This is a genomic window from Pseudomonas sp. B21-021 (genome assembly GCF_024749205.1).
GTDB classification, from domain to species: domain Bacteria; phylum Pseudomonadota; class Gammaproteobacteria; order Pseudomonadales; family Pseudomonadaceae; genus Aquipseudomonas; species Aquipseudomonas paraglycinae.
This window is the reverse complement of record NZ_CP087192.1, coordinates 2203602-2225017: the sequence shown is the minus strand read 5'-3', so window position 1 is coordinate 2225017 and position 21416 is coordinate 2203602. Positions and strand designations below refer to the sequence as shown.

15 protein-coding genes are annotated in these 21416 nt (G+C 61.7%); 5 read left to right on the top strand and 10 right to left on the bottom strand.

Annotation, left to right across the window (positions count from 1 at the left end; translation table 11 throughout):
* The first annotated feature begins 107 nt into the window (after positions 1–107).
* Positions 108–695 (top strand): GNAT family N-acetyltransferase, encoded by a 588-nt coding sequence (locus LOY31_RS09845; RefSeq protein ID WP_258713169.1) that lies wholly within the window; start codon positions 108–110, stop codon positions 693–695.
* A gap of 4 nt (positions 696–699) precedes the next feature.
* On the opposite strand, the gene LOY31_RS09840 is transcribed toward LOY31_RS09845, so the two are convergent.
* Together LOY31_RS09840 and LOY31_RS09835 are read right to left on the bottom strand one after the other, a co-directional pair.
* Complete coding sequence (locus tag LOY31_RS09840) at positions 700–2142, bottom strand: mechanosensitive ion channel family protein (protein WP_221534639.1); 1443 nt, start codon at positions 2140–2142, stop codon at positions 700–702.
* 140 nt (positions 2143–2282) lie between these two features.
* The gene (locus tag LOY31_RS09835) at positions 2283–3149 is read right to left on the bottom strand and encodes a pirin family protein (RefSeq protein WP_258713589.1); all 867 of its coding nucleotides are present in this window, start codon (positions 3147–3149) and stop codon (positions 2283–2285) included.
* 221 nt (positions 3150–3370) lie between these two features.
* Here LOY31_RS09835 and dkgB point away from each other — a divergent pair, with 221 nt between their 5' ends.
* Positions 3371–4174, top strand: a complete 804-nt coding sequence (gene dkgB, locus LOY31_RS09830; protein ID WP_085607893.1) for a 2,5-didehydrogluconate reductase DkgB — start codon at positions 3371–3373, stop codon at positions 4172–4174.
* Positions 4175–4178: 4 nt separating this feature from the next.
* On the opposite strand, the gene LOY31_RS09825 is transcribed toward dkgB, so the two are convergent.
* From LOY31_RS09825 to LOY31_RS09795, 7 genes are all read right to left on the bottom strand, one after another.
* The gene (locus LOY31_RS09825) at positions 4179–7397 is read right to left on the bottom strand and encodes an ATP-binding protein (protein ID WP_221534640.1); all 3219 of its coding nucleotides are present in this window, start codon (positions 7395–7397) and stop codon (positions 4179–4181) included.
* An 8-nt stretch (positions 7398–7405) separates the two neighbouring features.
* On the bottom strand, positions 7406–8035 hold the full coding sequence (locus tag LOY31_RS09820; RefSeq protein WP_085607897.1) for a response regulator transcription factor: 630 nt from the start codon (positions 8033–8035) through the stop codon (positions 7406–7408).
* A 107-nt stretch (positions 8036–8142) separates the two neighbouring features.
* Entirely contained in the window at positions 8143–8577 is a 435-nt protein-coding gene (locus tag LOY31_RS09815) for a hypothetical protein (protein WP_007956400.1), read from the bottom strand.
* A 109-nt stretch (positions 8578–8686) separates the two neighbouring features.
* Positions 8687–9403, bottom strand: a complete 717-nt coding sequence (locus tag LOY31_RS09810) for an MgtC/SapB family protein (protein WP_085607898.1) — start codon at positions 9401–9403, stop codon at positions 8687–8689.
* A 55-nt stretch (positions 9404–9458) separates the two neighbouring features.
* Complete coding sequence (gene mgtA / locus LOY31_RS09805) at positions 9459–12158, bottom strand: magnesium-translocating P-type ATPase (protein ID WP_007956391.1); 2700 nt, start codon at positions 12156–12158, stop codon at positions 9459–9461.
* Positions 12159–12735: 577 nt separating this feature from the next.
* On the bottom strand, positions 12736–14073 hold the full coding sequence (locus tag LOY31_RS09800; protein ID WP_221534641.1) for a lysine N(6)-hydroxylase/L-ornithine N(5)-oxygenase family protein: 1338 nt from the start codon (positions 14071–14073) through the stop codon (positions 12736–12738).
* A 113-nt stretch (positions 14074–14186) separates the two neighbouring features.
* Positions 14187–14669, bottom strand: coding sequence for a sigma-70 family RNA polymerase sigma factor (locus tag LOY31_RS09795; protein ID WP_007956380.1), 483 nt, complete (start codon positions 14667–14669; stop codon positions 14187–14189).
* A gap of 319 nt (positions 14670–14988) precedes the next feature.
* On the opposite strand from LOY31_RS09795, the gene LOY31_RS09790 reads away from it, so the two are divergent.
* The 3 genes from LOY31_RS09790 to LOY31_RS09780 are packed head-to-tail and all read left to right on the top strand — an operon-like array spanning position 14989 to position 19537.
* On the top strand, positions 14989–16161 hold the full coding sequence (locus LOY31_RS09790) for an efflux RND transporter periplasmic adaptor subunit (RefSeq protein WP_007956378.1): 1173 nt from the start codon (positions 14989–14991) through the stop codon (positions 16159–16161).
* On the top strand, positions 16162–18135 hold the full coding sequence (locus tag LOY31_RS09785) for a MacB family efflux pump subunit (protein ID WP_127797455.1): 1974 nt from the start codon (positions 16162–16164) through the stop codon (positions 18133–18135).
* 7 nt (positions 18136–18142) lie between these two features.
* Positions 18143–19537, top strand: coding sequence for an efflux transporter outer membrane subunit (locus LOY31_RS09780; protein ID WP_258713168.1), 1395 nt, complete (start codon positions 18143–18145; stop codon positions 19535–19537).
* Between the two features lie 131 nt (positions 19538–19668).
* On the opposite strand, the gene LOY31_RS09775 is transcribed toward LOY31_RS09780, so the two are convergent.
* The gene (locus tag LOY31_RS09775) at positions 19669–21288 is read right to left on the bottom strand and encodes a PvdJ/PvdD/PvdP-like protein (RefSeq protein ID WP_258713167.1); all 1620 of its coding nucleotides are present in this window, start codon (positions 21286–21288) and stop codon (positions 19669–19671) included.
* Positions 21289–21416 lie beyond the last annotated feature (128 nt).

Here is a 21416-nt window from a genome sequence, read left to right as displayed (position 1 = left end):
CTGCCATTGACCGATAAAAACTGTGACATCCGCCGACCGCGACGGTTGCGTCGGATCCTTCCCGTACGGCGTAATAGGCCCTCGCCTGAACCGCCGAGAATCCCCACATGCAAACCACGCTGCAAGGCCAGGGAATCATCCTGCGCCCGCTTCAATACACCGACGCCGACGCCCTGCTCCATGCTGCCGCCGACGGTGAACTGTGGAATCTCACGGTCACCGTGGTCCCCTCGGCCACCACCGTCGACGCTTACCTGAAAAAGCCCCTCGACGGCCGTGAGGCTGGGACGGTCATGCCGTTTGTCATCGTGCTGAAGGAAACCGGCGAAGTGATCGGCTCGACCCGGTTCTGGAAGATCGACCCGCTCAACCGCAAGCTGGAGATCGGCAGCAGCTGGATTTCGGCACGCTTTCAGAAAACCTTCGTCAACACCGAGGCCAAGTACCTGATGCTGCGCCACGCCTTCGAGGTGCTCGATTGTGTGCGGGTGCAGTTCACCACCGACGAAAACAACCAGAAGTCGCGCAACGCGATCCTGCGCCTCAGCGCGCAACAGGAAGGCATCGTCCGCCACGAACGCATCATGCCGGACGGCCGCAAGCGCAACTCGGTGCGCTTCAGCATCATCGATGACGAATGGCCGCAAGTGCGCCTGAACCTGGAACGCAAACTGGCGGATTACGGCCTGCGCTGAACAGTCAGACGCGATTGCGCAGCCATTGCAGGAAACCTTTCTTCGGCAGCGCCACCGGCGTTTCTTCCGTCAGGGATTGCGCCTTGTGCAGGCGGAAATCGAGCAGCGCCTGCATCGCGTCGTTGATGTCGTGACGGGCATCCAGGCACGGCTTGAGATAAGACTTCTCGATGCGGTACAGCGCGCAGAAGGTCTTGGCGGAGAAGTCGGCCGGCAATGACGTATCGGACAGAATCCCCGCCTCGCCAATCACTTCGCCAGGCCCCATCCGCCCGGACTCGAATGGCGTGCCGTGGCGCTTGAGCGTCACCGAGACCACGCCGGACTCGATGATGAACAGATGATCGCTGACCTCGCCGCCCGCAAGAATCATCTCGCCGGCACGGAAGGTCTGCAGGGTCATGTTCTGGCTGAAGGTTTCCTTCTCCTCCTGACGCAGGGTGGAGAAAATCGGCGAACTGTCGAGCAGCGCCCGTGGCCGCGAGAGGTTGCTCGCCACGCCCGGCTCATCGCTCGACAGCAGATTGACCCCGGACGCCTGCAGATGCCGGTACGCCAGGTCGAACAGCTGATTGCGCACCACACGTTTTTCGCTCATTGAGGCGACAAACCCGCTGATTTCATATTCGGCGCCGGCGCTGCTGGAGCTCTTCAGTGCGACACTCGGCGCGGGGCTATCCAGCAATTGGCGACAGCCCTGCATCGCCCGCTCCAGGGCATCGATCACCGAACTGGGCCGCGCATGGGGGCTGACCTGCACGCTGACGGCAACCCCGAACATATTGCTCGGCCGGCTGAAGTTGATGATCTTGGCCTTGGCCGCCAGCGAGTTGGGAATCACCGCCATGCTGCCCTGACTGGTTTGCAGGCGCGTGGCGCGCCAGTCGATGTCGGTGACCCGCCCTTCGGTGCCGTCGATGGAGATCCAGTCATCCAGTTGATAGGGCTTGGTGGTGTTGAGCACGATCCCGGAAAACACGTCGCTCAAGGTGCTCTGCAACGCCAGACCGACGATGATCGCCAACGCCCCGGACGTTGCCAGCACGCCCTTGACCGGCAGATCCAGCACGTAGGCCAGCGCCGCGATAATGGCGATCAGGAAGATCACCGCACCCAGCAGATCCTGCAACAACCGCCCGGTGTGCCCGACCCGCTGCATCATCACCGCGCCGATCAGCACCGTCAGAGTACGCGCGCCGAACAGCCACCAGCCGATCTGCAAACCGGTCGCCGCCAGGTGCAACGGCACATTGTCGGCCCACGGCGCAGGCTCCATCGGGTTGAGCCCTTCGTTGAACAGCAGAATGCTGAACAGGGCAAAAATCAGCACCCGCACCAACAGTTTCCACGCACTGCCGTGGGAGCTGATCAAACGCCACAGTCCGAGATCGATGAGGATCAGGATCAAGGCGCAAAACAACGGATGATCGGTGAGCAGAGACAGCATCAAACAACTCCGACAGGGGCCAGTCGCGAGAAGATCGCACAGATTGGGCTCAGTGTAGGAGGAATTGATTTGGCGGGATGAGCGCCACTGCACGCGCTCAAAAAAAACCGGCAGGCGCACGTGGCGCCTGCCGGTTTTTTTCAGCCGTGCATCTGGCCCAAGCGGCCGGACTGGAAGTCGGCGAAGGCCTGATGGATTTCCTGCTCGGTGTTCATCACGAACGGGCCGTGGCCGACGATCGGCTCGTTGATCGGCTCGCCGCTGAGCAGCAACACCACCGCGTCCTGGCTGGCTTCGAGGGTGATGCGATCGCCATCACGCTCGAACAGCGCCAGTTGCCCTTCGCGCATCGACTCCACACCGTTGATCTGTACCGAACCCTTTAACACCACCAGTGCGGTGTTGCGGCCTTCGTGCAGATCGAGCGAGAGCAACTTGCCGCTGTTCAGCCGCAGATCCCAGACATCGATAGGCGTGAACGTGCGGGACGGGCCCTTGTGGCCGTCGAACTCACCGGCGATCAGACGCAGGCTGCCGGCACCGTCCTTGAGCGCAATTTGCGGGATATCACTGTCCAGAATGGTCTGGTACCCCGGCTCGGCCATTTTGTCCTTGGCCGGCAGATTCACCCACAACTGCACCATTTCCAGGTTGCCGCCGGTTCGGGCGAAGTTTTCCGAGTGGAATTCTTCATGCAGGATTCCGGAAGCCGCCGTCATCCACTGCACATCGCCCGGGCCGATGGTGCCGCCGCTGCCGGTGGAATCGCGGTGCTGCACTTCGCCTTCGTAAACGATGGTCACGGTCTCGAAGCCACGGTGCGGATGCTGACCCACGCCACGGCGTGCGGTGGTCGGGGTGAATTGCGCGGGCCCGGCGTGATCCAGCAGCAGGAACGGGCTGATGTGCTTGCCCAAATTGTCGTAGGAAAACAGGGTACGCACCGGAAACCCATCGCCGACCCAGTGGCCGCGAGGGCTGGTGTAGATACCGATCAGGTTTTTCATGGTGGACTCCGCAATCAGATTGATCATGGACCGATCATAAATTCGCCACGTATTTAGTACTAGTCAGCCAAAACCGTCCTCATCGTTCTACTGATGGAACGATACCGATCGCGGTGATTCGTGACTTCCAGTCAACAGTACTTTGCCCCGACAGCGGTTTTTCCCGAGGAATCAGACGCGGATACTCCTGCCCATTCCCACTGCAACCCTGGAGTCTCTGCATGTCTGTTCCCGCTTTCGGTCTTGGTACGTTTCGCCTGCAAGGCCAGGTGGTCATCGATTCGGTGAGCACTGCCCTTGAGCTCGGTTACCGGGTCATCGACACCGCGCAGATCTACGAAAACGAAGCCGACGTTGGCGAGGCCATCGCTGCCAGCGGCATCGCCCGTGAAGAACTGTTCATCACCAGCAAGATCTGGATCGCCAACTTCGCCAAAGACCGGCTGATTGAAAGCCTCAAAGAGAGCCTGCAAAAACTGCAGACCGACTACCTCGACCTGACGCTGATCCACTGGCCATCGCCGGAAGATCAGGTGCCGGTCGAAGAATTCATGGGCGCGCTGCTGGAAGCCAAACGCCTGGGCCTGACCCGGCAGATCGGCGTATCCAACTTCACCATCGACTTGATGAAACAGGCGATTGCTGCGGTCGGCGCGGAAAACATCGCCACCAACCAGATCGAGCTGCACCCGTACCTGCAAAACCGCAAGGTCGTCGAGTTCGCGCAAAGTCAGGGCATTCAGATCACGTCGTACATGACCCTGGCCTATGGCGAAGTGCTGAAGGATCCGCTGATCGTGCAGATCGCCGAGCGTCTGCACGCCACCCCGGCGCAGGTCACTCTGGCGTGGGCGATGCAATCGGGTTACGCGGTGATTCCGTCGTCGACCAAACGCGCCAACCTGCAAGGCAACCTCGGCGCCACAGCGCTGACCCTGAGCGACGCCGACATGGCGCTGATCGCCACGCTGGATCGCGGCCATCGCCTGACCAGCCCCAAAGGCATCGCGCCGCAGTGGGACTGACCGCTCAAGCCTGAAGCTGCTGCGCGAGGTCGTGCATGGCCACGCGCAGCAACTCGATGGCGGTCGTCAATGCCGCTTCGGGCTCATCGTCACGGCAAGCCTGTTCGAGTACCCGGCACGCCGAGACCACGCGCTCGGCACCGATCATGTGCGCCCCGCCTGTGACGTGATGCGCCAGATCACGTAAATCTGCGCGATCACTTTTACGGCCCGATTCCTCCAGACGCTTCAGGTCGATGCGCAGACTACTCAGTACTTCCTCACGCAATTGCCCGATCAGCGGGTTGTCCGCGCCTGCCAGTTGCAACAGTGCGCTCAGATCGAACTCGGCCACTGCCGGATCATCCACGCTTTCGATCTGCGCGCCTTCGGATGTTGCGGCCATCAGGGCCTGGCTCAATTCACGCAGCAGAACCGGTTTGAACAGACAATCGTCCATCCCGGCTGCCCGGCATCGCTGCTTCTCTTCCATCTGCGCATTGGCGGTAAATCCGAGGATCAGACAGGGCGCTCTACCCGTCGCGGCTTCTTCCTGACGTACCGCGCGCGTCAGCTCGTAACCGTTGAGCCCCGGCATGTTGCAGTCAGTGATCAGTGCATCGAAGGCGTGCCCGCGCCAAAGCGCCAGCCCCTCCTCACCGCCACCGGCGTCAACGGCACGATGCCCGAGCTCACTCAACTGCCGACACAGCAGCAGGCGATTCACCGGATGGTCATCCACCACCAGCACGTTCAGCGAATTAACCATCGTCGCCGCTGGCACCGGTACAGCCTCTTGCACCAGCGGCGCCAGCACCGGCAGTTCCATTCGCAGCATGACCTGAGTGCCCCTGCCCGGTTCGCTGGTCATCCACAAATCGCCGCCCATCATCCGGCACAGATTGCGGCTGATCACCAGCCCCAGGCCAGAACCGCCATGCGCCACAGACTGATGATCGCCGACCTGCACAAACGGTCTGAACAACCGCTGCTGATCCTCGGCGCTGATCCCCCGGCCACTGTCTTCAATGGCCACGCCCACTTCAATCAGCCCGTCCTGTTCGCCGAACACGCGCAGGCGCAGGCTCACCTCGCCGTCCTCGGTGAACTTGATTGCATTGCTCAGCAGGTTCGACAGCACTTGTTTGAACCGCAGGGGATCGAGCATCACCACGACGTTGCTGCGCTCATCCATTTCTACATGCCACAACAATTGTTTCTGCCGGGCCAGGCCTTCGAAAATCCGACACACCGACGCCACCACTTCATGCAGATTGACGCGCTCGGGGCCCAGCGACAGATGCCCGGACTCGATGCGTGCGATGTCGAGAATATCGCCGATCAATGCCAGCAGTTGCTGCCCCGCGCTGGACGCCACCTCGATCGCCTGGCGATCGGTCACGCCTTCATCGGCACGTTTGAGGGCGAGTTCGAGCATGCCGATCAGGGCGTTCATCGGTGTGCGGATTTCATGGCTCATGGTCGCCAGAAAGGTGCTCTTGGCGCGATTGGCTTCATCGGCTGCGTCCTTGGCCTCCTGCAACTGCCCAAGCCATTGCTGGCGCTGGCGGATCTGCCGACGCTGAAAGCCGATCCAGCCCAACGCCAACAGCAACAGCCCTGCCGCCACTGCAAACCCGCGCAGTATTTGCGTTTGATGACGCTGCCAATAGCTGTCTTGCAGCACCACGTTACGACTCCAACGCGCGACCAGACCGTCAATGTCCTGGGGGGCGATGCTCAGCAGTGCCTTGTTCAGAATCGATTGCAACTGCGGGGCGTCGAGCGCTGTCGCCATGGCAACCCGGGCCGGCAAATCGCCCAGCGTGGAGACAATCCGCAAGCGATCGCGGTATTGGTGATCGATCTGGTAGCGCGCCACCAGCAACGAGCTCAATGTCGCATCGGCCTTGCCGTCGAGCAGCGCCTGCGTGCCGTCGGCCGGGCTTGGCAACTCGATCAGGCTGATCTGCGGCACGTTCTCCAGCAGATAATCGCGCAACGGATTACCGCCATAAAGCGCCAGACGTTTGCCCGCCATGTCTTCAAGGCTGCGCGGCGCGTGTGCCTTTGAATCGGCAATCAGCACAAAGGGGCTGTTGACGTACGATCGGGTGAACAGCATTTTGGTTTCGCGCTCGCGGCTCGGTGTCAACACCGGCAACAGATCCAGCGCACCGCTTTTGAGTTGCTCGACCTGACGATCCAGCGACCGACCGCGCACCACCTCGAATGTCAGGCCACTGCGCTGACTGATCAGGTTGAGCAATTGGGCGGCCAGCCCACTGAAACGGCCATCAGCGTCAAAGAATGTCAGCGGTGCAAAATCATCGATAGCGCCGACCCGCACCACCGGATGCTGATCCAGCCATTGTTGCTCGCTGTCGCTCAGGCTCACCTGCGACTGCGCAGCCACGTCCGCGCGACCGGCGCTCCAGCGCAGCTCGATGGCCAGGCGCTGTTCCATGGGAATGGCCAGCAGGGCTTTGTCGACCAGACCTTTCAAACGCGTATTGCTGCGGGCCAGGGCAAAGCCGAACGGGTTGGCGTCAAGGCCCGAAGGCCCGGCCAGTTGCAGGTCGTTGTGAAAGATCGTGTTGAGCAGATAGCTGGCGCTGATGAAGTCGCCAACGTAAACCGCATCCGTGCCGTACGCCACGGCGCCGAGGGCATCGAAAATCGACCTGTAACGCTGCAGGGAGGCTTGCGGGTAAGCCTCCTGGATGGTCGAGGCTGGCAGGTAGTCGTCCACCATGGCGATGCGTTTGCCAGCCAGATCGCCAGGCAACGGTTCGTCGATCCGAGTCACCCACATCGGCTGATCCTCGGCGTAGGCACGGGACAGCATGAGGTCGGAATCAGCTTCTTCGAACTTGTTCGACGTGCCCAGCAGGTCTACCTCACCGGCCTTGAGCGCAGCCATGGCGCTTGCGCGGTCGGAATAGCACCAGACTTCAACGGCTATGTTCAAAATCTGTGCAATTGCGTTGGCGTAATCGGCCGTAAGGCCTTCCTGTTCATGACGCTTGCGGGTCAGCTCGAAGGGCGGGTAATCCGGCCAGGAGGCACCGATGCGCAATACCGGATGCGCACGGAGCCACTGCCGATCCTGCTCATCCAGTTGAATCTGCACACCCTCAAGGCGGGTGCGGGAGACGATTTCCAGCCGTTGCGCCTCGGTCGCGTGCACCAGGCTTGCAAGCATCAGTATCGACAGAGAAACCAACCGCAGAAGACACATCATGGGGCGGCCTATGGAAACAGGCCGTTGCGTTGGACAAACTCTCGCAACACCACCAGCGAGCTTACCCCGAGTTTCAGCATCAAGCGGGTCTTGTAGGTGCTGATGGTTTTGTGACTGAGGTTCATCTTCAGAGCAATATGCTTGTTGGATTCACCTCTGGCCAGCTTCAGCATGATCTCCATTTCGCGGGTGGACAGAAGTGCAATCAACTCTCGCTCATCGCGGTGCGCTTCGGATTGCCCGGCATTGACCACAGGCATTTCGGGAAAGTAGGTATAACCCGAACGGACGGCCTTGATTGCATTTTGCAAATGCTGCATCGAGGCGGATTTGGCGACAAAAGCCATCGCCCCCGCACGCCGGCAACGCATCAGATAGTGTTCAGGGTCGGCCGCGGTGAAGATCAACACTTTGCAGACCAGCCCGATGGCCCTGATGCGCGCCAACACCTCCAGGCCGCCGAAGCCATCGAGTTTCAAGTCGAGCACGACCAGCTCCGGCGCGTGTTCACGTAGCATCGACACCACATCGACACCTTTGCCAGTCACATGGATCGGTTCGTAACCTGCGGACTCCAGAACCATACGAACGGCACCCACCACCACTGGGTGATCATCAACAATCAATGCTGAACCCATGACCACTCCCGGGGCGAATACCTGACATGGCGCCACCGATCTTGCATGAACGGGACTATTGGTAGCTGCGCTACTACTGTTGCACGCTGTGCACGCTGAATCACCTGTCAGATCTGACAGTTGTGCGCCAGACCGATCTGTGATCGAACACGCGATGGGCGCCCGAACGAAGCCTCGACCGAGGTCATCAACTGTTCGATGGCGCGGATTGAAGGCAAAGGCGCAGGGCTGGTGATGATCTTTGCCCCGAAATGCCCGGGAACACCGGAGGAGTCCACCGGCTCACCATAGACCAGCGCCCGCCGGATTTGCGGATGATCAAACAGAAAACCGCGAAGATCCGCCATTCCGGCCGCCAGTTCGGCATTGATCACCAGGACATCGAACGGCTGACCGCCGTAATCGACCAGCGTCAGCAGTTCGGCAAGGTTCTGCACTGGTGCAATACGGTAGTAATCGAGGCCGTTGAACATCCGCTCGATCTTCATCCGGTGAAAATGCTGCAAGTCGGCGATCAGAATGCGCAGGGTTTTGTCGGTCAATGTGAAAGTCCGGGTATTCGCTTGAAGTGACGGCAAGACTACCCAAGCATCGGGATACGCTCTGTAGGACTTTTCCGAAAAAAACCGTCACTCATCCGGATTAAAAAAGTTACTCCGTCGTGCTCGGACTCCAGAACGCCTGCACCACCAGGCTTGAAGTGGAAATCCGCTTCACCAGTGCATCCAGCTCATCGCCGTCCACCGAAGTGGTCGCCAGCGTCGCTTCGATCTCGATTTCATCGGCCCCGAAGGCGTGCACATCGACGTCACTGGCCGGGTAGTTGCTGCGTTCGAGCTCGGCTTCAAGCAAGGCGAACACGGCGGTCTGCTGCGAACGCCGGGCGATGACGTAGACGATGTTGGTGACTTCCGCCGAGACCACGTCCAGCGGCTGACGGTTGATGTTGTTGACGATCGGCCGCAGCAAGGTATTGGCGGCGAGCACGAACAAAGTGCCCAGCACCGCTTCGGCCAGCAGGTCGGCACCGGCGCAGGCACCAACGGCCGCCGAGGTCCAGAGCGTGGCCGCGGTGTTGAGCCCGCGCACGTTGCCTTCTTCGCGCATGATCACGCCGGCACCGAGAAAACCGATGCCGGAAACCACATACGCGACCACCCGGACCGCGCCTTCGGCACCGGCGAGACGGTTGGCCATGTCGACGAAAATCGCCGCGCCGACCGCCACCAGAACATTGGTGCGCAAGCCCGCCGTGCGTTGCCGGTATTGGCGTTCGAAGCCGATCAGGCCGCCGAGGATGAACGCCGCGCTGAGGCTGACCAAAGTGTCGAGCAATGAGGTGAGGTTGAGATTGTTGATCGCTTGCATGTCGAACTCCTTGAAACCGCCCCCCTTGCTCCCACAAGGGGGGAATTCTTGCCTGTTACTGCCAGCCGAACCGGCGGATGTAGAAGCCTTTGACGGCTTGAGTCAGCGCCATGTACGCCAGCAGGATCACCGGCAGGAACACGAAGTACATCGACGGCAGTGCCTGCAATTTGAAGTAGTGCGCCAGCGGCCCCATCGGCAGGAAGATGCCCACGGCCATGATGATTCCGGTCATCACCAGCAACGGCATGGCCGCGCGGCTTTGCAGGAACGGAATCTTCGGCGTGCGGATCATGTGCACGATCAGCGTCTGGGTCAGCAGCCCCACCACGAACCAGCCGGACTGGAACAGGGTCTGGTGATCCGGGGTGTTGGCATCGAACACGTACCACATCAAGGCGAACGTTGTGATGTCGAAGATCGAACTGATCGGGCCGAAGAACAGCATGAAGCGCCCGACGTCCCCTGGCTGCCAGCGTTGCGGCTGTTTCAGCATCTCGTCGTCGACGTTGTCGAACGGGATCGCGATCTGCGAAATGTCATACAGCAGGTTCTGCACCAGCAGGTGCATCGGCAGCATCGGCAGGAACGGAATGAACGCGCTGGCCACCAGCACCGAGAACACGTTGCCGAAGTTCGAGCTGGCGGTCATCTTGATGTACTTGAGCATGTTGGCGAAGGTCCGGCGCCCTTCCAGCACGCCCTCCTCCAGCACCATCAGGCTCTTTTCCAGCAGGATGATGTCGGCCGCTTCCTTGGCGATGTCCACCGCGCTGTCCACGGAAATCCCGATGTCTGCGGTGCGCAGCGCCGGGGCGTCGTTGATGCCGTCGCCCATGAACCCGACCACGTGACCGTTGCCCTTGAGGATGCGCACGATGCGTTCCTTGTGCGACGGCGTCAGCTTGGCGAACACGTTGGTGGTTTCCACCGCCACCGCCAGTTCCGCGTCGCTCATGCGTTCGATGTCGTTGCCCATCAGCAGGCCTTGCTGGGCCAGGCCCACTTCGCGGCAGATCTTGGCGGTCACCAGCTCGTTGTCGCCGGTCAGCACTTTCACGGCCACGCCGTGTTCGGCCAAGGCCTTCAGCGCTGGTGCGGTGCTTTCCTTCGGTGGATCGAGGAACGCCACATAACCGATCAGCGTCAGTTCCTGCTCGTCGCCCAGGCTGTAAGTGTCGCGTCCTTCAGGCATCGACCGTGCCGCCACCGCGACCACGCGCAAGCCTTCAGCGTTGAATGCTGCGGTGACCTGACGGATTTTCGCCAGCAATTCATCGCTCAAGGCTTCGTCGACTTCACCGTGACGAACCCGGCTGCACACCGCCAGCACTTCTTCAACCGCGCCTTTGCAGATCAGTTGATGCGGCTGGCCGCGCCCTTCGACGACCACCGACATGCGCCGACGATTGAAGTCGAACGGGATCTCGTCGACCTTGCGAAACGCCGTGCCGACCTTCAGCTCACGGTGGATTTCCACGTGTTCCAGCACCGCCACATCAAGCAGGTTTTTCAGGCCGGTCTGGTAGTAGCTGTTGAGGTAAGCCATTTCCAGCACGTCATCGGAGTCTTCGCCCCAAACGTCGACGTTACGCGCCAGGAAGATCTTGTCCTGGGTCAAAGTGCCGGTCTTGTCGGTGCACAGCACGTCCATGGCGCCGAAGTTCTGGATCGCATCCAGACGTTTGACGATGACTTTCTTGCGCGACAGGAACACCGCGCCCTTGGCCAGCGTCGAGGTGACGATCATCGGCAGCATTTCCGGGGTCAGGCCCACGGCAATCGACAGCGCGAACAGCAGTGCTTCGGTCCAGTCGCCCTTGGTGAAACCGTTGATGAACAACACCAGCGGCGCCATGACGAACATGAAGCGGATCAGCAGCCAGCTGACTTTGTTCACGCCTTGCTGAAACGAAGTCACCGCGCGATCAGTCGCCCCGACCCGCTGCGCCAGCGCACCGAAATAGGTGCTGTTGCCGGTGGTGAGAATCACCGCCACCGCCGTACCGGACACCACGTTGGTGCCCATGAACAGGATGTTGTCGAGTTCCAGCGGATTGCGCGTGTCGCGATCGGCCTGACGCGGGAATTTTTCCACCGGCATCGATTCGCCGGTCATCGCCGCCTGGCTGACGAACAGGTCCTTGGCGCTGAGCACCCGGCAATCGGCAGGAATCATGTCGCCGGCCGACAGCACGATCAGATCGCCGGGCACCAATTGCTTGATCGGCAATTCAGCGCGCGGCGCATCCCGGCGCAGCACCGTGGCGGTGTTGCTGACCATCGCTTTGAGCGCGTCGGCGGCCTGGTTGGATTTGCTTTCCTGCCAGAAGCGCAGCAGCGTCGACAGCACCACCATCGAGAAAATCACGATGGCGGCCTTGAGGTCTTCGGTCAGCCACGAGATCACCGCAAGCAAGGTCAGCAGCAGGTTGAACGGGTTTTTGTAGCAGTGCCACAGGTGGGTCCACCACGGCAGCGGTTGCTCGTGTTCGACTTCGTTGAGGCCATGCTGCGCACGCAGCACATCGACTTCGAAATCGGTGAGGCCGTCGGTGTGAGTGCCGAGGTTCGACAGCAGCACGCCGCTGTCGCAATGGGCGGCGTCCACCAGTGTATTGGCGAGAGTCGGCGGCACTTCACGGCTGACCGTGGTGTCGCTGAGGGTTTCCAGCAAGGCCAGGCGACGGAAGTGCCGGGCGATGTGGCGGGTCCGCAGGAAGCCTGCGAAAAATTCCTTGAGCGTAAGTTTCATGGCTGTTGCCCCTATGGTCAGCCGGGAAACCGTCGAGCAGGTACGTCCTCGTCCTGGGCACCGGAAAACCGGCACGGCAAGGCGTGGCGCGCCGGTCAGAAAAGACAGGCGTGTCGATAGGGCTGCAATGACGACGATGAAGTCGACTTCACAGGCTTTTCAGTGTCGATGAGAAGGACGTCGGGACATGACCGGGACCGGTCATGATCGGGATGCCGCTGCTCGCTGTTCGGCGAGACAACGGCACAAAGGAATGCGCGTTATCTTGCCGAGAATCTGCCGGTTACAAGGACCGGCCGACAACTGTCACTCGAACAAGTACCCACTGTGGGTCTCCGCTATTGATGAAAACGCGCGAAGCTTACGCCCCGATGTCTGGAGAGTAAACCCGCAAAAGGAAGTGTGTCGGGGAATGTGGCGGGTGTTCAGGAAGGGTTCAGGATTGCCCCCGAGATCGCCGAGATCGTTCCCACGCTCTGCGTGGGAATGCAGCCGGGGACGCTCTGCGTCCCATTGGAACGCAGAGCGTCCCTTGAAGCATTCCCACGCAGAGCGTGGGAACGATCAACGGTCTGGTTTAGCTGGCAGTCGCCAACAACAGATCCATCACCGAACGGCTGTGCCCACGGTTCTTGCCATGCTCATACAGCGAGCCGGCAATCTCGTCCGCGCGGATCGGCAGGATCGACAGCAGCGTATCGCTCAGACCGTGGCTGGCCTGGCAGAAGCCCTGCATGTACAGACCGGCCTTGCAGCGCTCGTCGGTGATCAGGCGGTAATTGCGATCGACCTCGAAGTCGCCCAGGTACTCTTCCAGCGGCGCCAGCAGTTTGCGGTGCATCTGACGCTCGTAACCGGTGGCCAGCACGACCGCGTCGTAGGCACGCACGGTGACTTCGCCGGTGGCGTTGTTGCGCACGGTCAGTTCGATACCGCGTTCGGTGGCGGTGGCTTTCTCGACCGTGGTCAGGGTGCGGAACGCATGGCGTGCGACACCGGAAACCTTCTGGCGATAGAAGATGCCGTAGATGCGCTCGATCAGGTCGATGTCGACCACCGAGTAGTTGGTGTTGTGGTACTCGTTGACCAGACGTTCACGCTCGCTGCTGTTCTGCTGGAAGATCAGGTCGGTGAATTCCGGCGAGAACACTTCGTTGACGAACGGGCTGTCGTCCGCCGGCTTCAGGGCCGAGCCACGCAGGATCATGTCGACCTGCACCGACGGGAACGAGTCGTTCAGGTCGATGAAGGCTTCCGCCGCGCTCTGGCCGCCACCGATGATTGCAATGCTCATCGGCTGGTTGTTGATGCACGGCTGCTTGGCCATCTCGGCCAGGTACTGCGAGTGATGGAACACCCGACCGTCGCCTTTCAGCGCCTTGAAGGCCTCGGGAATGCGCGGCGTGCCGCCGGCGCTGACCACCACCGAACGCGCAGTACGCACGAACTGCTGACCGTCCGTACCACGGGAAATCACCCGCAGCGCTTCGACCTGATGGTTGTGCAGCACCGGCTCGATGGTCAGCACTTCTTCGCCGTAACGGCTTTGCTCGGTGAACTGCGCAGCCACCCAGCGCAGGTAGTCGTTGTACTCCATGCGGCACGGGTAGAAGGTGCCGAGGTTGATGAAGTCCACCAGACGACCGTGGTGCTTGAGGTAGTTGACGAACGAGTACGGGCTGGTCGGATTGCGCAGGGTCACCAGATCCTTGAGGAAGGAAATCTGCAACTCGCTCTGGGTCGACAGGGTGTTGCCGTGCCAGCTGTAGTTGGGTTGTTTGTCGAGAAACAGAACATCCAGTTCCCCCTGGATCGGGCCGCGCTCTTGCAGAGCGATGGCCAGCGCCAGGTTCGAAGGGCCGAAACCGACGCCGATCAGGTCGTGAACGATGGGCGATGCAATTGCCTGTGTCATTTCCAGTGTCCTCTGGACGAAAAGCCTGAGTGACCTGACCGGCCTTGAGCAGGACAGCAGATCGTCTGTTGAGTAGGAACGAGGACAGTGAAATAAAATTTAACGACGACGGCTCAATGGGCGTCCCATTGTTTGATGCGCAGGCGGCAATGCTTCATGGCGTTGACGATGTGCTTTTCCACCAGAGCCTTGGAAATCCCTAGGTGTTCGGCAATCTCGGGATGCGACAGACCTTCGATCTTGCGCAACAGAAAACTTTCGCGACACAGCGGCGAAAGTTCAGCCAGGGCACGCTGGAGCATCTCCAGTCGCTGGCCGTGATCGAAGGTGTTGTGGGGGGACGGGGTGAAGTAGCGCTCTTCGCTGTCGAGCACTTCCAGCGATTCGACCTGACGCAGGGCATTGCGCCGATGGTCGTCGATCACCAGATTGAGTGCGGTGCGATAGAGAAATGCCCGAGGCTGCTCGATCGGCGTTTCGCTGGATCGCTCCAGCACCCGCAGATAAGCGTCATGCACCACGTCTTCGGCCACCTGACGGTTGCCGAGCCTGGCGTTCAGGAAACACACCAACTCGCGATAGTAGTTTTCCAACATGATTCCCCGCCGCAGCGTGCGGTTTCGATCCTTGAGCCAGATCCGCGACTGTCGAAACAGGCAGTGGCACGGTAGTGGCAATTTCAGGTGCGTAATTTATAGTAATTCTCATATAGATTTAAAGCGCTGTTTCGGTTTGCCCGACAAATTGTTCTCGCCTATACCTGTTACCGCGTTTTTCAGCGCTTAAATTCGCCGCCCCTTCTCTCGTTTAACCAACAGCCCTCCCGTGTCTGTCGTGCCCTGCGACAGCATTCGGCCGTGCCCGCTTGCGGTGCCCGCCGGATGACGGGCCGATTCACACTGGCCGGAACCCCGCATGAAACGTCCCCGCCCCGCCCGACGCGCCCTGCTCATCGCTCTTTGCCTGATCCCCGTGATTGCCGTTGCGGCGTGGCAAGTCCTGCCGCCCGGTCGCGATCAGTTCGCCACCGTCTCCGTCAGCCGTGGCGACATCGAAAGCAGCGTCACCGCGCTGGGCACGCTGCAGCCGCGCCGCTATGTGGACGTCGGCGCCCAGGCGTCGGGGCAGATCCAGAAAATCCACGTCGAGGTCGGTGACGTGGTCAAGGAAGGCCAGTTGCTGGTGGAAATCGACCCGTCCACGCAAAAAGCCAAACTCGACGCCGGGCGTTTCTCCATCGAAAACCTCAAGGCCCAATTGCAGGAGCAAAAAGCCCAGCACGAACTGGCGCAACAGAAATATCAACGCCAGCAGAATCTCGCCGCCGGCGGCGCGACCCGCGAAGAAGACGTGCAGACCGCCCGCGCCGAACTGAAAGCCACTCAGGCGCGCATCGACATGTTCCAGGCCCAGATCCGTCAGGCCGAAGCCAGCCTGCGCAGCGACCAGGCCGAACTCGGCTACACCCGCATCTACGCGCCGATGGCCGGCACGGTGGTCGCCCTCGATGCGCGTGAAGGCCAGACCCTCAACGCCCAGCAGCAGACGCCACTGATCCTGCGTATCGCCAAACTGTCGCCGATGACGGTATGGGCCGAGGTTTCAGAAGCCGACATCGGCCACGTCAAACCGGGCATGACCGCCTACTTCACCACCCTCAGCGGCGGCAACCGGCGCTGGAGCAGCACCGTGCGGCAGATCCTGCCGGTGCCGCCCAAGCCGCTGGACCAGACCAGCCAGGGTGGCGGCAGCCCCGCCAGCACCAGCAAAAGCGGGAGTGCCCGCGTGGTGCTGTACACCGTGTTGCTGGACGTCGACAACGCCGACAACGCGCTGATGGCGGAAATGACCACGCAAGTCTTCTTCGTCGCCCACCAGGCGCAAAACGTGCTTACCGCACCGGTTGCCGCGCTGCAGGGCAGCACCACCGCCAACCTGCAGACCGCGCAGGTGATCGCCGCCAACGGCAAGATCGAAACCCGCGAAGTGCGCACCGGCATCAGCGACCGCTTGAAAGTGCAGATTCTCGAAGGCCTCAACGAGGGCGATCATTTGGTGATCGGCCCGGCCACCGGCAGCGGAGGTTGAATGCAAACGCCTCTGATCGACCTGCAGGACATCCGCAAATCCTACGGCGGCGGCGACGCGCCCGAGGTTCATGTCCTGCGCGGTATCGACCTGTCGATCCACGCCGGCGAATTCGTGGCGATCGTCGGCGCCTCCGGCTCCGGCAAGTCGACGCTGATGAACATTCTCGGCTGCCTCGACCGGCCGACCACCGGCGAGTACCGCTTCGCCGGGGAAAACGTCGCTGGCCTGGACACCGACGAACTGGCCTGGCTACGCCGCGAGGCCTTTGGTTTCGTGTTCCAGGGTTATCACCTGATTCCGTCCGGCTCGGCCCAGGAAAACGTCGAGATGCCGGCGATCTACGCCGGCACACCCGCCGCCGAGCGCCATGCTCGTGCCGCCGCCCTGCTCGACCGCCTCGGCTTGGCCTCGCGCACCGGCAACCGTCCGCATCAACTTTCCGGCGGCCAGCAACAACGGGTGTCGATTGCCCGGGCCTTGATGAACGGCGGCCACATCATTCTTGCCGACGAGCCCACCGGCGCCCTCGACAGCCACAGCGGCAAGGAAGTCATGGCGCTGCTCGACGAACTGGCGAGCCAGGGCCACGTGGTCATTCTGATCACCCACGACCGCGAAGTGGCCGCGCGAGCCAAACGCATCATCGAAATCAGCGACGGCCTGATCGTCAGCGACAGCGCCCGCCATAACCCCGAGGCCCAGACCAGCGCCAACCCCGGCGCCTTGCAAGCCGTGGATCTGCGCAAGCGCCTGACTGAAGGCGCCGAAGCGACAGGCGCCTGGAAAGGCGAACTGATCGACGCACTGCACGCCGCCTGGCGAGTGATGTGGATCAACCGCTTCCGCACCGCGCTGACCCTGTTGGGGATCATCATTGGCGTGGCCTCGGTGGTGGTGATGCTCGCGGTCGGCGAAGGCAGCAAGCGCCAGGTCATGGCGCAAATGGGCGCCTTCGGCTCGAACATCATTTACCTCAGCGGCTCGTCACCCAACCCGCGCACACCGCCAGGCATCGTCACCCTCGATGACGTGGCGGCACTGGCCAGCCTGCCGCAGGTCATGCGAATCATGCCGGTCAACGGCGCCGAAGCCGGTGTGCGGTTCGGCAATGCCGACTACTTGAGTTACGTCGGCGGCAACGACACCAACTTCCCGGCGATCTTCAACTGGCCCGTGGTGCAGGGCAGTTATTTCACCGAGGCCGATGAACGCAATGCCGCAGCGGTCGCAGTGATCGGCCACAAGGTTCGCACCAAATTGCTCAAGGATGTCGCCAACCCCATCGGCCAATACATCCTGATCGAGAACGTGCCCTTCCAGGTGGTCGGCGTGCTGGCGGAAAAAGGCGCCAGCTCCGGCGACTCCGACAGCGACAACCGCATCGCAGTGCCCTACTCCGCCGCCAGCGTCCGTTTGTTCGGCACACGCAATCCGGAATACGTGGCGATCGCCGCCGCCGATGCGCGCAAGGTCAAGGAAGCCGAACACGCGATCGAGCAACTGATGCTGCGCCTGCACAACGGCAAGAAGGATTTCGAACTGACCAACAACGCCGCGATGATCCAGGCCGAAGCCCGCACGCAAAACACCCTGTCGCTGATGCTCGGCTCGATTGCCGCGATTTCGCTGCTGGTGGGCGGGATCGGCGTGATGAACATCATGCTGATGACCGTGCGCGAACGCACCCGCGAAATCGGTATTCGTATGGCTACCGGTGCCCGTCAGCGCGACATCCTGCGCCAGTTCCTCACCGAAGCAGTGATGTTGTCGGTGGTCGGCGGGATCGCCGGCATCGCCCTGGCACTGATCGTCGGCGGCGTGCTGATCCTCAGCGAAGTCGCCGTGGCGTTTTCCTTGATGGCGGTGCTCGGTGCCTTTGGCTGCGCCCTTGTGACCGGTGTTGTCTTCGGCTTCATGCCGGCCCGCAAAGCCGCCCGACTCGACCCGGTGACGGCCCTTACCAGTGAATGATCGATCTATGAAATCGCGCCTCAGCCTGTTGACCGTGTGCCTGATGCTCAGCGCCTGCGGCAATCCCGTCCAGCGTCCCGACAGCGGCTTGCAGCCACCGGCGACCTGGCAATCGCCCCACGGCGCCAGCGTCGCCCGCATCGATCCGCAATGGTGGAAGCAGTTCGGCAGCCCCGAACTCGACCGCCTGATCGAACAGGCCCGCCTCGGCAGTTTCGACCTCGCGGCCGCCATGGCGCGGGTACGTCAGGCCCAGGCCGGCACCGTGATTGCCGGCGGCTCGCAGTTGCCTGAAGTGAAAGCCGGGGCCAATGCCAATCGGCAAAAATTGCTGCGCGGTAACGGCTACAGCCAGCTCGACGCCGACAACAGCAACAAGGCGGTGGATTATTTCGACGCCAGCCTGACCGCTACTTACGAAATCGATTTCTGGGGCGGCAAACGCGCCTCCCGCGACAGTGCACAGTTTGCCCTGCAAGCCAGCGAGTTCGATCGGGCGACCGTGGAACTGACCTTGCTCAGCGGCGTGGCCAACACCTATGCGCAGGCCTTGTCCCTGCGCGAGCAAAGTCGTATCGCCGAGCTGAACCTGGCGAACGCGCAGAACGTGCTGAAGCTGGTGCAGACCCGCTTCGATTCAGGCTCGGCCACCGCGCTGGAACTGGCCCAGCAGAAAAGCCTGGTGGCCGCGCAACAACGGCAATTGCCGCTGGTGCAACAACAGGCCCAGGACGCTTTGATCAGCCTCGCCGCCCTGCTCGGCCGGCCGGTGCAGGATCTGCAAACCGGCGCGGAGCCGTTCGACCAACTGCAATGGCCGACCATCACCGCCGGTGTGCCCAGCGACCTGCTCAGCCACCGTCCGGACATCGCCCGCGCCGAGGCGCAACTGGCGGCGGCCGAAGCCGACGTCAAGGTCGCCCGCGCCGCCATGCTGCCGAGCGTGACCCTGTCTGCCCAGCTCGGCTCCGGCGCCAACCAGTTCGACGACATTATCCGCAGCCCGTTCTACAACCTCACCGCCGGACTGCTCGCGCCCGTCTTCAACAACGGGCGACTGAGCGCCGAGCGCGACAAGGCCAGGGCCCGTCAGGAAGAACTGCTGGAAACCTATCGCGCCGCCATCATCAACGGTTTCGCCGACGTCGAAAAAGCCCTGAACAGCATTCGCGGGCTCGACGCGCAGCGGCAGTGGCAAAGTGAAGAGTTGAATCAGGCGCAGACCGCGTTCGACATCGCTCAGAGCCGCTATGAGGCCGGCGCCGAAGACTTGCTGACGGTACTGGAAACCCAGCGCACGCTGTATGCGGCGCAGGATCTGAATGTGCAACTGCGGCTGTCGCGATTGCAGGCGAGTATCGGGCTGTACAAGGCACTGGGCGGTGGGTGGCAGGCGCTGTAATCGCAGCGGACTCAAGACCGCTTTCGCGAGCAAGCTCGCTCCCACAGTGACCGCATTCCATCTGAATGGACACGATCACTTTGGGAGCGAGTTTGCTACATAGGGCGATCCGGCTAACGACAACGCGGTCCTCAGACCGCGTCGGTTTTGGCCTTCAGATTGCGCGCATACCACGGCCGCTTCGGCACTCGCCGGAACAACCCTTCCAGCTTCTTCTCATCCGAACCGAACACGATTCGCAGCGCAAGCTTCATGACTTCCGGATCCATCTCGACCGACTTGCCGACCTGCAACCCCGGCGTGGTGCTGCAACCGTGGGTGGTCGGGCCGAGCCATGGGTCAGCGACTTCGACCCAGCGCCCAGGCGCAAACCATTTCACACCATTGACTTCAAGCCGCGTGACCTGGCCCGGATGGAAACGCTCGTGGGCGCGGAACCAGTCTTCCACGCGGTCGTCGATCCAGCCGTGGAAATGCCAGAACACCGGGTTCACGTGAGATGAAAACGGATCGCCGAGGAAGTCGTTTTCCGGGGCGAACCAGCGTGCGGCAAAATCGTCCAGATCCCGGGCCAGCGGCACCGGCTGACCGTTGGACGGATCGCGCGGCACCGAAGCCCAGCGCATGTGCAGCCAGTCGTGCAGCCCCAGTTCGACTTCGGAGCCGAACTGACCGAGGGTCATCTTCGACAGATACTGTGGATCGCGGTACTGCGACTCCCAGACCTCGAAGTTGCTCTGATAGGTCTCGGCGGTCTTGATGTCGCTGACCCACTGGCTGAATTCATCGTCGCCATCGGCCAGCCACGTCGGCGGCAGCGCGGTGCCGTCGTGATTATCGAAATAGCGGGCAAAACCCTGACGGTCGCGCACCAGTTCCGGCTGCGGCAGCGGGAAGAACTCCCACGACGGCAGATCCTGCAGCGAACGCGCCGTCCCGAGCATGTGCCGGTGCATGAAAAAGAAATCGATGCCTGAACCGTTGCGGTCCTTGCGCTTGCCCCGGGCGTCACGCTCCTGATCGCGGGGGCCGGGCTGCCAGCCGAGGCCGCGTATGGCGTTGCGTTTGTCCTCGGACAGGGTGTGCCATTTGTCCCGCGTCGCGTGCCACACCTGGTGGAACAGCCGATGCTCGGGTGACACCAGCCAGGCCAGCAAAGGCGCATTCAGCGGTGTGCGCTGGCGGGCTTCGGGAAACAGGCATTTGACCGCGATGAAGCGGTGATCCTGCGCCGGCAAGGCCAGCGCGCGATCGAGGCGCTGGACACTGCCACTGAGGGTGCCGCTGCCGGCGTTGCCGAAATCCGCCCAGACCTCGTCGAGGATCATGTTCAGTTCGTAGTCGACGCTGCCGCCGGTGCCCAGCAGGCGCCAGCTGAGCTTCGAAGCCTCGGCCCCGGCAAGATCGCCGAGTATTCGGTAACGAGGTGTGTCGGCAGAGCGCAGACGCTCCGACGTGTCGAGAAAACCGCACACGCCCCGGCCTTTCTGACCGATGTCGATGAACACTTCCAGGCCCTGGGCCGGCAAGCCGTCCAGGCCCGCGTCACGCCCAACGAAACGGATCTTCCAGACCCCGCGCAACGCATTCGCCAAGCGTTGCCCGGCCACGTCGGCGACATCGAAAGACGCCTCACCGGGGGTGATCGTCGGGTCGGGCTTCGTCCATTCGCGATGCCCGAAATAAGCTGCAGGTACGGCAGCGCCGGTCAGCGCCAGGCCTGCCATGAACCATCGTCGAGAAATCCTCATTGCCCTACCTGTGTTCAGCCCTGAAGCAGGCTTTATCCAAGCTAGAACGTTTGCTGAGCGAACAAATTTAAGCGCCCTCGGGGCGGACTAATTTTCTCCCGCGCCCGCTCGTTCTTCCCAGATAGCAA

What these genes read in the sequence shown, in the direction of transcription:
- LOY31_RS09795 (WP_007956380.1), bottom strand. Translation starts at nt 14,669, where the DNA reads ATGTTGGAAAACTACTATCGCGAGTTGGTGTGTTTCCTGAACGCCAGG.
- LOY31_RS09810 (WP_085607898.1), bottom strand. Translation starts at nt 9,403, where the DNA reads ATGCAAGCGATCAACAATCTCAACCTCACCTCATTGCTCGACACTTTG.
- dkgB (WP_085607893.1), top strand. Translation starts at nt 3,371, where the DNA reads ATGTCTGTTCCCGCTTTCGGTCTTGGTACGTTTCGCCTGCAAGGCCAG.
- LOY31_RS09825 (WP_221534640.1), bottom strand. Translation starts at nt 7,397, where the DNA reads ATGATGTGTCTTCTGCGGTTGGTTTCTCTGTCGATACTGATGCTTGCA.
- LOY31_RS09820 (WP_085607897.1), bottom strand. Translation starts at nt 8,035, where the DNA reads ATGGGTTCAGCATTGATTGTTGATGATCACCCAGTGGTGGTGGGTGCC.
- LOY31_RS09835 (WP_258713589.1), bottom strand. Translation starts at nt 3,149, where the DNA reads ATGAAAAACCTGATCGGTATCTACACCAGCCCTCGCGGCCACTGGGTC.
- LOY31_RS09775 (WP_258713167.1), bottom strand. Translation starts at nt 21,288, where the DNA reads ATGAGGATTTCTCGACGATGGTTCATGGCAGGCCTGGCGCTGACCGGC.
- LOY31_RS09800 (WP_221534641.1), bottom strand. Translation starts at nt 14,073, where the DNA reads ATGACACAGGCAATTGCATCGCCCATCGTTCACGACCTGATCGGCGTC.
- LOY31_RS09790 (WP_007956378.1), top strand. Translation starts at nt 14,989, where the DNA reads ATGAAACGTCCCCGCCCCGCCCGACGCGCCCTGCTCATCGCTCTTTGC.
- LOY31_RS09780 (WP_258713168.1), top strand. Translation starts at nt 18,143, where the DNA reads ATGAAATCGCGCCTCAGCCTGTTGACCGTGTGCCTGATGCTCAGCGCC.
- LOY31_RS09840 (WP_221534639.1), bottom strand. Translation starts at nt 2,142, where the DNA reads ATGCTGTCTCTGCTCACCGATCATCCGTTGTTTTGCGCCTTGATCCTG.
- LOY31_RS09845 (WP_258713169.1), top strand. Translation starts at nt 108, where the DNA reads ATGCAAACCACGCTGCAAGGCCAGGGAATCATCCTGCGCCCGCTTCAA.
- LOY31_RS09785 (WP_127797455.1), top strand. Translation starts at nt 16,162, where the DNA reads ATGCAAACGCCTCTGATCGACCTGCAGGACATCCGCAAATCCTACGGC.
- mgtA (WP_007956391.1), bottom strand. Translation starts at nt 12,158, where the DNA reads ATGAAACTTACGCTCAAGGAATTTTTCGCAGGCTTCCTGCGGACCCGC.